The sequence below is a fragment of the Amycolatopsis sp. NPDC049691 genome (assembly GCF_040675005.1).
Lineage (GTDB): Bacteria > Actinomycetota > Actinomycetes > Mycobacteriales > Pseudonocardiaceae > Amycolatopsis.
In genome coordinates this window covers 37,888-50,262 of sequence record NZ_JBFANX010000028.1, presented here as the reverse complement: position 1 = coordinate 50,262, position 12,375 = coordinate 37,888, and the positions used below count along the sequence as shown (strand labels likewise).

Sequence of the window (12,375 nt, the reverse complement as noted above, 5' to 3'; positions counted from 1 at the left end):
CTGTCATGTCGTTTCCCCTGGGTCCGGGAACGCGAGCAGGCGCACGAGCACGCGCCGCGCTTCCGGTGACCGGTCGTCCTCGGGCCGCCAGTACCGGCGGAACAGCTCCATGTAGTCGTCCCAGAACTGCTTCAGTTCGTCGGCGGTGAGCCAGGTGCCGCCACGCGCGTAGAGCAACGCGTCCGGCCAGTCGCCGGGCAGTTCCTCGCGCGTTTCCGCGAACCGGTTCAGCTTGTCGAGGTCGTCCTCGAACCCCTGGCGCTGCATGTCGTCGAACAGCACGCGGGATTCGGCGCTCTGCGAGCTGCGGCGTGGCCAGCGGATGTCCCGCGGCTTCGTCCGCCACCACCGTTCCTTGCCCTTGGCCAGTTCCGGGACGTCCTCGACGAACCCGAACCGCGCCAGCTCCCGCAGGTGGTAGCTGGTCGCGCCGGTGTTCTCGCCGAGCGTCTGCGCGAGCTTCGTGGCTGTCGCCGGCCCCGCGGACAACACTCCGAGTATCCGCCGCCGCAACGGGTGCGTGACGGCCTTGAGGGCGTCCGGGTCCAGTTCTTCCGGTGGTGGAGCGCTGGTCATGACGCCACTGTAGCCGTGCAAAGGAAGTTGTGCAAAGAAATCTATGCACGCGGGAATCCCAGATCGTCGGACCCGGGCCTTACTATCCGTGCCCATGTGGTTCCGAGGGGTCAGCCGTGGGTGAGCCGAACCTGCCCGCCCGGCAGCTGGGGCGTCAGCTGAAGCGCATGCGTGAACGGCTCGGCATGACGCAGGACGAAGCCGGCGCGCCGCTGCGCATGTCGACGAGCAAGATGTCCCGCATCGAGATGGGGTACCTGCCGCCGTACCACGACTTCCGCGCCCTGCTGGACCGGTACGGCGTGATCGTCTCCGACTGGGACGAGTACATCGCCGCCTACGACCGCGCCAAGGAGAAGGGCTGGTGGCACCACTACGGGGTGGGCAATCGCGGCTTCCTGCCCATCGAGGCCGAGGCGAGCGCGGTGAAGGTCTTCCAGTTCGGCTACATCCCCGGGTTGCTGCAGACCGAGGCGTACATGCGCGAGGTCTTCGCGGCGGGGCGGAAGCAGCTTAAGCCGAAGGTGCTGGAGAACGAGGTCGCGGTGCGCCTGCGGCGGCAGCTGCGGCTCACCGAGGAGCCCACCCTCAAGTACCACGCCATCATCGACGAGCACGCCCTCCGGAAGCCGGTCCTCGGGCGGGCGGACCAGGAGGAACAGTTGCGACACCTGGTCGGCCGCGCGCGGCTGCCGAACGTGACCTTGCAGGTGGTTCCGGAAGATGTCGGCGCCTACGACGGGCAGAACGGCAACCTCATCATCGCGAGCTTCGAGGACGCCGAAGAACCGGATGTGGCCTATGTCGAGCACATCTTCGGCTCGATTCACGTTGAAAAGGAGGGGGAGGTATCCGCTGCTAAGCTGGCGTTCAAGGATTTCGCCGATCGGGCCCTGGACGAGGAGGATTCGATCGCGCTGATCGAACGGCTCTGAGCGGGAGGCTGCGGTGTCCACTGTAGACAAGCGGTGGTTCAAGAGCAGCTACAGCACCAGTGGCCAGGGCAGCGACTGCGTTGAAGTGTCCCTCGGCGAGCGAGTGGGCGTGCGGGACTCCAAGGCACCGCACGGCGAACTGCACCTGAGCCCCGCCGCCTGGTCGGCTTTCCTCACCAAATCGGGTGATCACTGAACTTCCGCAGCGTCTGCACCGACGGCCGCACGAAGAACATCCCGGCCACGTAGCCCAACGTGGCGAAGGCGAACGTCGCCACCGTCGTGAGCAGGTCCGGCCGCACTCGGAACACGATCGAGACCGCGAACAGCCCGAGGATCAGCACGAGCGTCAGCGCGTACGTGAACACGAGCGCGGTGCGCGCCGTCGCGGCGGTCGCGACCACCAGGTAGTCACCGCGCAGGCAACGCCGTGCCGAGAGCACCAGCACCGCGATCCCCAGCACACCCAGCGGCGGCAGCACCGCCTCGGCCTTCCCGATCAGCGAGGCCGGCAACGCGTGGCCGTGGGCGAGGCTCTCCAGGAACGCGGTGAGGGCGACCAGCAGGACCATCGCGGCGATCATCGAGCACCCCACGACCACCGAACCCCACCGCACCCGCTCGGCGAACCGGGGCGGCAGCGGGACGAACTCGACCTGACCGGAAGTGCCCTGCATCCACCTCACCTCCGAACGCCGTGAAGGCCACCATAAGGAACTCGCGGTTCCGCACGGTGGCCTTCACGAAGATTCAGACCGAAAGGGCTAACTGGCCGCCAGCAAGTTGGCGCACCGGATCAGCCCGATGTGCGAATAGGCCTGCGGATGATTGCCGAGGGACCGTTCGGCGATGGGGTCGTACTGCTCGGGCAGCAGCCCCGTCGGGCCGGCGGCCGCGACGATCTGGTCGAACAGCTCCTGCGCCTCGGTGCGCCGCCCGGTGAGCAGGTACGCCTCGATCAGCCACGCCGCGCAGATGTGGAAACCGCCCTCACCACCGGGAAGGCCGTCGTCGCGGCGGTAACGGTACACAGTGGACCCACTGCGCAGCTCCGCCTCGATCGCCGTCACCGTCTGCTGGAACCGCTCGTCGGCCGGGTCGATCAGGCCGGTGAGCCCGACGAACAGCGAGGCCGCGTCGAGGTCCGTGCCGTCGTAGGCCGTGGTGAAGGCCTGGACCTCGTCGTTCCACCCGTGCGTGAGGACATCGTGCTTGATCTCCTCGCGCAACCCGTGCCAGTTGCCCGGGATCTCGCGGCCGTACTGCTCGCCGAGCTTGATCGCGCGGTCGATGGTCACCCAGCACATGACGCGGGAGTAGACCCGGTGGCGCGGCACGTGCCGCTCCTCCCAGATCCCGTGGTCGGGCTCGTTCCAGCGCCGCGTCACGGCCTCCGCCATCGCGCGGACCAGCTGCCAGTCTTCGTCGCGCAGGTCGCTGCGCGCCGCGGCCAGCGTGCCGACCAGCTCGACGACCGGGCCGAAAACGTCCAGCTGCACCTGGTGGTTCGCCAGGTTGCCGACGCGAACCGGGCGGGAACCGGCATAACCGGGCAGCGACTCGATGACCGCTTCGGCGCCGATCACGCTGCCCGCCAAGGTGTACAGCGGGTGCAGCCGCTCCGGGCCGGCCAGCGTGGCGAGCACGCCGTGCAGCCACCGCAGGTACCCCTCGGCCTCCTCGATCGAGCCCAGGTGCACGAGCTCCCGCACGGTCATCGCGGCGTCGCGGATCCAGCAGTAGCGGTAGTCCCAGTTGCGGACGCCGCCGATCTCCTCCGGCAGCGACGACGTCGCCGCGGCGAGCACGCCACCGGTGTCGGTGTTGACCAGGCCGCGCAGGGTCAGCGCCGAGCGCAGCACCAGGTCGGTCTGCACCTTGGGCAGCTGCAGCTTCGCCGTCCACTCGCTCCAGTAGCGGCCGGCGCGGTCGCGTCGCTCCACTTCGGACAGTTCGTGCGGCCCGAGGTCCGTGGTGCCGCAGCGCAGCTCCAGCACGACCGGCTGGGTCGGCGTCGGCTGCACCAGCGCGCTCGCCGTGTCGTGCATGCCGTCGGAGGTGATGGTCCACTCGACGCCCGGCGAGTACAGCACGAACGGCTCCGACGTGCCGAGGACCCGCACGCCGCCTTCGACGATCTCCAGCTTCACCGGCACGCCGCCGAACTCGGGGCGCGGCGCGAACTTGACGCTCGCCACCGCCTCGCCCGAGATCACGCGGACGAGGTCGGTCCGGTGCTGCGGGCTCTCCGGCTCGAGGTAGTCGGTGACGAGCAGGCGCGACCAGCGGGTCTCGACCGTCATCGTGTTCGGCAGGTAGCGCTGGCCGAGCGGCAGGCCGTTGCGGTGCGGCTTGATGGAGAAGTGGCCCGCTCCCTCGCCGCCGAGCAGGTCGGCGAACACCGCGGGCGCGTCCGGGCCCGGGTGGCACAGCCAGGTCAGCTTGGCGTCCGGCGTCAGCAGCGCGACCGACCGCTCGTTGGCCAGCATCGACAGCCGCTCGATCGGCGGCGCCGACTCGCCGTAGAGCCAGTTCCGGCGCTCCTCCAGCATGAACGCGAGCACCAGCGCGACGTCGACGGTGTCGGGCACCCGGAAGCCGGCGAGCGTCTCGCCGTCGCCGACCTTGATGCCCAGGTCGGGCCCGGAGAGGCGGGCGAAGGCCTTCTCGTCGGTGACGTCGTCGCCGAGGAAGATCGCCGCGGTGGCGCCGACCTGGTGGCGCAAGATGTCGAGCGCGCGGCCCTTGTCCGTCTGGACGACCGCGAGCTCGACCACCTCCTTGCCGTCGGTGGTCGACACACCCTCCCAAGTGGACGGTCCGGAGTGGACGGCCGCGAGCACGCGGCGCCCGGCCTCGTGCTCGGCGCGGCGCACGTGCACCGCGATGCTGGCCGGCTTGACCTCCAGCGACACGCCCGGGACGTCCAGCACGAGCTGCTCCAGCTCGGCCTCCAGCCGCCGGTGCAGCTCCCGCGCCTTCTCGTCGAGGGCGTGGATGAAGCCGATGTCGAACTCCGAGCCGTGGCTGCCGACGAGGTTCACCTCGGAGGGCAGCCGCGACAGCGTCGCCAGGTCACGCAGGGCACGGCCGGAGATGACCGCGGTCGTCGTCTCGTGCAGACCGGCGAGCGATCTGAGGGCGCCCACGGACTCGGGCAGCGGGCGTGCCTCGTCCGGGTTGAGGGTGATGGGTGCCAGCGTGCCGTCGTAGTCGCAAGCGACCAGCAGGCGCGGCGTGCGGGCGATCTGGACGATCGCACGCCGCAGCTCGGCGGGCAGGGCCTCGGCAGTCAACACTCCTCCTCAGGAGCTCGTGCATGGGGTCGGGGGGACTATGTCAGTCGACCGCCTCCGCGCCCAAGGCCTGGAGGAACGAGCGCGCCCATCGGTCAACGTCATGGGTGAGGACCTGGCGACGCATGGCGCGCATCCGGCGACGGCCCTCGGCCGGGTCGAGCGTAATGGCAGCCACTAGTGCGTCCTTCACCCCGTCCAGGTCGTGTGGGTTGACGAGGAATGCGCTAGAGAGCTCCGCGGCCGCGCCCGCGAACTCGGAAAGCACCAGCGCACCGCCCAGATCGTGCCGGGCGGCGACGTACTCCTTGCACACCAGGTTCATGCCGTCGCGCAGGGGAGTCACGACCATGACGTCAGCAGCCGAGAAGAAGGCGGCCAGCTCGGTGCGGTCCACGGATTGGTGCAGGTAGTGCACGACGGGGTGGCCGACGCGGGAGAACTCGCCGTTGATCCGGCCGACCATCTGCTCGATCTCGCCGCGCATCCGCTGGTAGTGCTCGACGCGCTCGCGGCTGGGGGTGGCGAGCTGGACGAACGTGACGTCGTCCGGCTGCAGCCTGCCCTCGTGCAGCAGCTCGTGCAGCGCCTGCAGCCGCAGGTCGATGCCCTTGGTGTAGTCGAGGCGGTCGACGCCGAGCAGGACCGTCTTGGGGTTGCCGAGGTCGCGCCGCAGCTGCGCGGCCCGCTCCTGGACGCCCTTCGTGCGGGCGAGGGTGTCGAGGCCGGCGGCGTCGATGGAGATCGGGAAGGCACCGACCCGGACGGTCCGGTCGCCGACCTGCATGGTGCCCGGCCGCGACCGCACGCCGACCGCGCCGCGCGTCGACTCGAGGCCGATCAGCTGGCGGCACAGCCACAGGAAGTTCTGCGCGCCGCCGGGGCGGTGGAAGCCGACCAGGTCGGCGCCGGTGAGGCCGCGGATGATCGCCGCGCGCCACGGCATCTGCATGAACAGCTCGACCGGCGGGAAGGGGATGTGCAGGAAGAAGCCGATGCGCAGGTCCGGTCTCAGCTCGCGCAGCATCGCCGGCACCAGCTGCAACTGGTAGTCCTGGATCCACACGGTCGCGCCCTGGGCGGCGACCTCGGCGCTGGCCTTCGCGAACCGCCGGTTCACCTTGACGTAGCTGTTCCACCACGCCCGGTCGAACACCGGGCGCTCGACGACGTCGTGGTAGAGCGGCCAGAGCGTGGCGTTGGAGAAGCCCTCGTAGTAGTCGCGGACCTCGTCGGCGCTGAGCGAGACGGGGTGCAGCACGAGGCCGTCGTCGTCGAACTCCTCGACGTCGACGTCCGGGATGCCCGGCCAGCCCACCCAGGCGCCCTTGCGCGACCGGAGGAACGGCTCGAGCGCGGAGACCAGCCCGCCGGGGCTGGCCGTCCAGCGGCGTTCGCCGTCGGCCGTGCGTTCGAGGTCCACCGGTAGCCGGTTCGCCACTACGACGAAGTCGGCCTGGTTCCCGTTCTCCTTGTCACTCACGTCTGCTGCTCCTCGCGTCCTGGGTCGCGGCCCCAGAGTGAAACCCTATCGCGTGAGCGATGAACAGCCGGTGACCGCAGTGTTACTCCAAGCTTCGTTCGGTCGGTTCGAGCGGACCAGCCATGCGCGGTCCGGCGAACCGCCGCTCGAGCCTGCCCAGGCCGGTCCGCACCGGCTGGGCGAGCCATTCCCCGAGTACCACGCCCGCTGCCAGCGCAAGCCCGATTGCGACGGCCGTCATGAGCGTCGAGATGTCGCCACTGGGCTCGACCCCGATCTGATACAGACCACGGTAGGTCGACAGGCCCGGAAGCAGGGGAGTGATCCCGGACACGGCGACCACCAGTGGAGTAACGCCGAGTCGCCGGGCGAGCACGCCACCGCAGAACCCGACGAGCGTCGCGGCGATGGCGGAGGAGCTGACCCCGTCCAACCGGGCGAGCATGAGCGACCCGTAGACGGCGGCGCCGATGCCCCCGGCGGCCGCGGCGACCAGCATCGCGCGCAGCTTGGAGTAGCTGGCGAGCGCGAAGCAGGCGGCGGCGCCGGCCCCGCCGAGCACGACCATCGGCAGCTGCAGCGCGGTCGACGTCGGCACCTCCGGCAGCGGGGTGCGCGGCAGGCCGAGCATGACGGCGATCCGCAGGGCGAGGACCACCCCGGAGATCAGCCCGGCCGACATGAGCACGGTTTCCATGGTGCGGCCGGCGGCGGTGACGTTGTAGCCGGTGATGGCGTCCTGCACGGCGGAGACGGTGGAGAGCCCGGAGAGCAGCACGGTGACCGCGGCGGCGACGACGAGCGTCGGTTTGTCGGTGGTCATGACGTTGCTGCTGACGATGATCATCGCGGACAGCGTCGCGAACAGGCCCCCGATGACCTGCTGGAAGAAGAACGGCAGGCCGTACCGGTTCACGAACCGCCCGATCCGGTCGATGACGGCGCTGATGACGAAGGCGACGAGCGCGATGTCGAACCCACCGCCGAGCAGCAGCGTGACGAAGGCGGCGACCCCACCCCAGGCGAGCGTCGCGACCCAGCGCGGGTAGGGGTGCGAGGCCTGCGTGATCCGTTCCAGCTCCTGCTGAGCCTGCTCGGCCCCGATGTTCCCGCGCACGATCTGCCGGATGAGCTTCTCGGTCTCGGTGAGCCGGGTGTAGTCGAGGCTCCGGCTCCGCACGACCCGCAGGGCGGTGACGGGCGAGAGGTCACTGCCCCGGTGGCAGGTGACGGTGATCGAGGTGAAGATGACGTCCACCTCGCAGTGCGGCAACCCGAGAGCCCCGGCGATGGCGATGATGGTGGCGGTGACGTCCGAGGCCCCGGCGCCGCTGGCCATCTGGACCTCACCGATGCGCAGGGAGAGGTCGAGCACGAAGTTGACGGTGGCTTCGTCGGGCAGCTGAGGCCCCACGGGCGCCTCGGCGTCAACGGCGGGGAACTCCCCGGTGGGAGCCTCGAGAACGTGCCAGGGGCGGCGCTTGAGGAGGTTCGGGCGGTGAACCCTGGGCTTCTGCTCGGGGGGTTCGAGGAGGGGCCATCTGGTGGTGCTGTGCCCGTTGCTGTCGATCTTCAAGATCCACCTCCTCGCTGTCGCCGTCGTCCTCAGGGTGCATCGACGGGGGTGTGCGCACCGTTGCAGTGGCGTTGACCACGTTGCTCCATAGTGGCCTGGAGCTGCTGATCTTGCCTCTTGACGGGGTGCGGGGAGGGGGCCGATACACTGGGGGTGGCGCTCGTTGGGTGCCAGGCCGCTATAGCTCAGCTGGTAGAGCATCTGTCTTGTAAACAGAAGGTCAGGGGTTCGAGCCCCCTTGGCGGCTCATCTCTGACCAGGGAGTCTCCGTTTTCGGGAGACTCCCTGGTCGCGTTCCGTCTCAGTTCCAGTCTCATTCGGTGCTCTACGCGGGTACTAGCGCGGCCGCCGGCGGCTCTCCGTCGTCGTCTTCCGGCGCCTGCCAGAGCAGCCCACCGAGCTGTGTGGCGATGCCGCGCCGGACCTCGTCGGGCACGTGCTGATAGCGCTGAGCCATCGTGATCTTGGACCAGCCCATGACGTCCATGACGGCTCGTTCGCCGATGCCGAGCACGAGCAGGAACGTCGCTGCGGTGTGGCGAGCGTCGTGCAGGCGCGCTTCCCGGACGCCGGCGGCCTTGAGAACGGCTTTCCACTCGCCGTAGTCCGCTCGCGGGTCAGTGGGCTTCCCGGTGGGCTGCGCGAAGACCCACTGCCCGTCGTGCCACAGGTCGGCGGCGATCTGCCGTTCGGCCTCCTGCTGTTCCCTGTGCGCGAGCAGAGCCAGCACGAGCGGCGGTGGCACGCTGACAACCCGTCGGCCGGCGCGTGACTTCGGCTCGACCAGGACCAGCCCGCCACTGTGCCGCTGGGGGCAGTCAGCACCGCGCTTACGGCCGCAGGGCCGTTCACCGCAACCGTGCTGCCAGGTTTGGCGCTGAAGGGCACGGCGGACAACCAGCAGCCCGGTGACATGCGCGCTCGGGCAGTCTTGCGCCGTGCGCGCGGCGCAGCGCGGCTCCTCGCATCCGTGGTGCCACTCGACCTGAAGATCGGTCCACTTCAAGCCGAGGGCTTCGCCCTGCCGCAGCCCGAGCGCGAGCGCGACTGCCCAGCGCGCACCGTTCCGCAGCGTCCGCGTCGACGCGAAGATCGCTTTTGCGTCGGCGACGGTGAGTGGGTCGATTTCGGTTTCGTCGATCTTGGGTGACCTGACGGCGCTGATGGGGTTCTTGCCGAGGCGGTCTCGCCGATCCGCTTCGTTCAGCGCAGCGCGCAGTGTGATGTGAACCTGTTGTAGGGTGGCCGACTTGGCGCCTTCCTTCCGCAGGCGTGCGTACAACTTCTCGATGTGTTCCGACTCAAGCTTCTTGAGCTTGTGGGCGCCGATTCCGGGGATCAGGTACTTGCTGATCGCTGTCCGGTAGTAGGTCTGTGTCTTGTAGCGGACCGAGGGCACGGCGATGGTTTCGAACCAGTGCAGCAACCAGCGTTCAACTGTCCAGTCCGGCCCGGTCCTCTCAAGCGATCCGGCGTCCCGGGCGCGTTCGAGCTGCCGGACCTTCTTCGTCACCTCCGCTTCCGTCTTCGCTTGGACGTGCCGGCGGTCGGGCTTGCCGTTGTCCTTCACGCCAACGGTCACGCGGCCGTGCCAGTAGCCGTCATTGCCGAGGTAGATGCTGCTGGCCCCATTGGGAGCGCGGGTGCCTTCCGGGCGATTGCGTCGAGACATGTTGGTTCCCTTCGGTCAGGCGGCTGAGTTCTGGGCGGCGGCGTCCGTCACGAGACGCTCTGCGAATTCGCGAACGGCAGAGGCAGGGACGCGGCGCAGGCGGCTGATCTGTACGGATTCGAGCTGACCGGTTTTGACGAGACGGAACGCCAGGGACGCCGGGCGGCTTGGAAGGGCGAGTACAGCTAATGCGCCGCTATCTGGCGGACATCGTCGAGCTTGACGGTGTCGAGGTCCGAACTCATGGTGAGATTTTGTACAACTCGCTTTATCGGTTCGACGATGACCTATTGGTCAACGGTCATACTCTCGGCGCTCTCGCTGGGCAAAGCCCGGTGATGCACTTGCGTCGGCAGTCAAATGGCCAGATGTGGCAGCACTACATGCGGTCATTCGAGCGGAATTGGTCCGCTGGGGTGCCCGAGAAGCCTTCGGAGATCTGATGGGTCGGATTGACTACTTCAATGACCCGAACGCTCCGGTCGCAAACAGCGTGGTTCCATCGGTGACTGTGGCGGTCCGCGACGACGTGGGGCGGATTCTCCTGATTCACAAAATCGACAACGACCTGTGGGCGTTGCCGGGCGGTGGGCACGACGCGGGCGAACGGATCGCCGATACGGCAGTGCGAGAGGTGAAGGAAGAGACGGGGCTACAGATCGATGTCGTCCGCTTGATCGGCACCTACACCGACCCGAACCATGTTATGGCATATGACGACGGCGAGGTTCGGCAACAGTTCTCCCTGTGCTTTGAAGGCCGCTGGATTGGCGGTGAGCCTCGCGAGGATGGGAAAGAAACGAAGGCTGTGCGATGGGTTGCTCCTGAAGATTTGGATGCGCTGAACATTCACCCCTCAATGAGGCTGCGGATTGAGCACGCATTGGACGCGTCGCGGGCGACGCCTTATCTAGGCTGAACCTTGGTAAGCAGTTCCGTTGTGCGGCGCACCGCCTCTTTGAGGATAGGAGCGGCCTTGACCCACGTCCGGTGAACAGGGTCGTCGGCTGGGTATCGCTTCAGAATTTCCGCGATTCGCTCGTCGTAAGTGAGGCGCTCGCCGCTCGGCCCTGTCGTGAGATCTGCTGCGACCAAGGCGTCCAGAACGGGACTGTCGGCGAACGGGAACTCTTCCAGTTGCTCGCTCATTCCGCGTTCCGCTGCCTCGAAGCGGGCCCCGGAATGGTGCGCTACAAGATTCACGATGTCCGCCGGCCAGTCGAGGTTCCGGAGGTGCCGCGCGCCATCGAGGGGATGAAACTTCGTCACGCCGATCTCGGGGGCGTAGCCGATGTCGTGGAGCCACGCCGCCGCCACAAGGCTCTCCGCCTGATCTGGCTGCACCGCTCCGGTCAGCTCGCCCGCGCGCTGCCACAGCTTGCACATGTAACCAGCGTCGCCCGAGCGGGCTAACGAGCTGCTCCGCAAGATGTGCTGCGTCCTCAACGAGTGCGGCCATAAGTCTGGATCCTATCGTCCATCGCGTGATGTGGCACGGGAAGCCGCTGATGGTTCACTTCTCGGACGTTTTTGAGCCATTCTGCGCTAAGGCGACGAGCGTCTTCAATACTTCCTCAAGAGGATGTCCGCTAGAAATGTCGTTTGCGGAAGTGGAGTCAGTTTCGACGAAGAGACGTCGAGCTGCCTGAGCCTTGATATCGAGTCTCTGCTCTTCTGGCAACGTGGCAACGAATGGATCAAGCGCCTTCAAGTCGAGCTGCTTCGATTTTGCGAGGCGCGCTTGCTGGCGATGTTGGGACGATTCGCGTGCAGAGTATAAACCGCCGCCAAGTAGGGCGACTGCTCCAATAATCCTCACGAGGACGTGCTGCCAAAACCCCCCAGAGTCATCTGCGGAGATCAAGTGTCCGAGGAGTAACCAAAGGAAGCTCCCCGAGAAGAAGGTCATGGCGGTAGCTCTGAGTTTATTTGCTGTTTGGGACTGCTCTGTGGCATACTTTCCGTAATCTGTTGCGGTAGCGGTTTGCCCTACCGCTTGCACTAACTCTTCGGCCTTAGCCTTAAGCTCTTCGAGGCGCTCAATCTGATTATCGGCATCGATTTCATGTTTGCCGGCGAGATCGACGAATTGCTCTTGCTTGGCGGCTAAAAACTCCGCAAACTTCTCGGCTCTTTCGGTGTTCTCATCGGTGTATCGCGCAGCGAGGTCGACTAGGGCCGAGTCGATCCTCTGGACTTCTCGCCCGATAGCGTCTTCTGCCTCCTTGGCTCGTTCTGCAAAGCGTGCGCGCACTTGCTCGACTTCCTCAAGCTTAAATTCTGCAAGTTGGTTCGATTCGGCCAGCTTCCGAACGAGGATGTCGACTTTTTCTTCGACATCTTGCACTTTTGATGAAGTTGCATTCTGGAATTGGATAGATGCATTCTGTACTCCCTTAAAGTAGTTATCCTTTAATGGCGGCCAGGGCAGAATGATACTTCCAATATTCGCCGCCTGATTTGCGACTTCTGCGAGATGGTTCTCGCCGTTACCATTTTTCCAGGCGTCACCATGTGCTTGCATGTTTTGCAAGTGACTTAGAATCGTCTGGAGTTGACTTGCCTGGATCAGGGGATTCCAGTTCCTCTGATGTTCCTGCAAGATTGCGAGAACTTCGACAATAAATTCAATGTAGTCCTGGGATGCTTCCGATTTGGAATGGTACTCGTCGAGAAAGCGCTGTTGCAGCTCGCTAGCAAGCGGCCACGCGGGGTGGTCTTCGTACTGCTGCCTGCGCCGTTCCAAGCTCATCAAATTCCGCCTTTCTGCGTCACTCCGTCACAAGATCGCTAGCAGACACGCCTACGTAACAGGCGTGACAGAAAGGTGATCGAGT

Annotated in this window: 11 protein-coding genes and 1 tRNA gene; 4 read left to right on the top strand and 8 right to left on the bottom strand. The window is 66.5% G+C overall.

Features of this window, described 5'->3' with window-relative positions; translation table 11 throughout:
• Window positions 1–3: 3 nt before the first annotated feature.
• Complete coding sequence (locus AB0J40_RS41435) at window positions 4–576, bottom strand: helix-turn-helix domain-containing protein (protein WP_364465047.1); 573 nt, start codon at window positions 574–576, stop codon at window positions 4–6.
• A gap of 116 nt (window positions 577–692) precedes the next feature.
• Here AB0J40_RS41435 and AB0J40_RS41430 point away from each other — a divergent pair, with 116 nt between their 5' ends.
• Both AB0J40_RS41430 and AB0J40_RS41425 read left to right on the top strand, forming a co-directional pair.
• Window positions 693–1,511 (top strand): helix-turn-helix transcriptional regulator, encoded by an 819-nt coding sequence (locus AB0J40_RS41430; protein ID WP_364465045.1) that lies wholly within the window; start codon window positions 693–695, stop codon window positions 1,509–1,511.
• A 13-nt stretch (window positions 1,512–1,524) separates the two neighbouring features.
• Window positions 1,525–1,707 carry a DUF397 domain-containing protein gene (locus AB0J40_RS41425; protein WP_364465043.1) on the top strand — a complete coding sequence of 61 codons (183 nt, stop codon included), beginning with the start codon at window positions 1,525–1,527 and terminating at the stop codon, window positions 1,705–1,707.
• Here the strand turns inward: AB0J40_RS41425 and AB0J40_RS41420 are convergent.
• The 4 genes from AB0J40_RS41420 to AB0J40_RS41405 all read right to left on the bottom strand — a co-directional run bounded on the left by AB0J40_RS41420 (window position 1,685) and on the right by AB0J40_RS41405 (window position 7,704).
• Window positions 1,685–2,188 (bottom strand): hypothetical protein, encoded by a 504-nt coding sequence (locus AB0J40_RS41420; protein WP_364465041.1) that lies wholly within the window; start codon window positions 2,186–2,188, stop codon window positions 1,685–1,687. The genes AB0J40_RS41425 and AB0J40_RS41420 overlap by 23 nt on opposite strands.
• A gap of 87 nt (window positions 2,189–2,275) precedes the next feature.
• Complete coding sequence (otsB, locus tag AB0J40_RS41415; RefSeq protein ID WP_364465039.1) at window positions 2,276–4,810, bottom strand: trehalose-phosphatase; 2,535 nt, start codon at window positions 4,808–4,810, stop codon at window positions 2,276–2,278.
• Between the two features lie 40 nt (window positions 4,811–4,850).
• Entirely contained in the window at window positions 4,851–6,290 is a 1,440-nt protein-coding gene (locus tag AB0J40_RS41410; RefSeq protein WP_364465037.1) for a trehalose-6-phosphate synthase, read from the bottom strand.
• An 82-nt stretch (window positions 6,291–6,372) separates the two neighbouring features.
• Window positions 6,373–7,704, bottom strand: coding sequence for a threonine/serine exporter family protein (locus AB0J40_RS41405; protein WP_364465035.1), 1,332 nt, complete (start codon window positions 7,702–7,704; stop codon window positions 6,373–6,375).
• A gap of 336 nt (window positions 7,705–8,040) precedes the next feature.
• On the opposite strand from AB0J40_RS41405, the gene AB0J40_RS41400 reads away from it, so the two are divergent.
• Window positions 8,041–8,113, top strand: a tRNA-Thr gene (locus AB0J40_RS41400).
• Window positions 8,114–8,191: 78 nt separating this feature from the next.
• Here AB0J40_RS41400 and AB0J40_RS41395 read toward each other — a convergent pair.
• Window positions 8,192–9,538, bottom strand: a complete 1,347-nt coding sequence (locus AB0J40_RS41395; RefSeq protein WP_364465033.1) for a tyrosine-type recombinase/integrase — start codon at window positions 9,536–9,538, stop codon at window positions 8,192–8,194.
• A gap of 442 nt (window positions 9,539–9,980) precedes the next feature.
• Between AB0J40_RS41395 and AB0J40_RS41390 the strand changes: the two genes are divergently transcribed.
• Complete coding sequence (locus tag AB0J40_RS41390; RefSeq protein ID WP_364465031.1) at window positions 9,981–10,457, top strand: NUDIX domain-containing protein; 477 nt, start codon at window positions 9,981–9,983, stop codon at window positions 10,455–10,457.
• Here the strand turns inward: AB0J40_RS41390 and AB0J40_RS41385 are convergent.
• Window positions 10,445–10,966 (bottom strand): HD domain-containing protein, encoded by a 522-nt coding sequence (locus AB0J40_RS41385; protein ID WP_364465029.1) that lies wholly within the window; start codon window positions 10,964–10,966, stop codon window positions 10,445–10,447. The two genes, AB0J40_RS41390 and AB0J40_RS41385, sit on opposite strands and share 13 nt — an antisense overlap.
• A gap of 85 nt (window positions 10,967–11,051) precedes the next feature.
• Window positions 11,052–12,290 (bottom strand): hypothetical protein, encoded by a 1,239-nt coding sequence (locus AB0J40_RS41380; protein WP_364465027.1) that lies wholly within the window; start codon window positions 12,288–12,290, stop codon window positions 11,052–11,054.
• Between the last annotated feature and the right edge of the window lie 85 nt (window positions 12,291–12,375).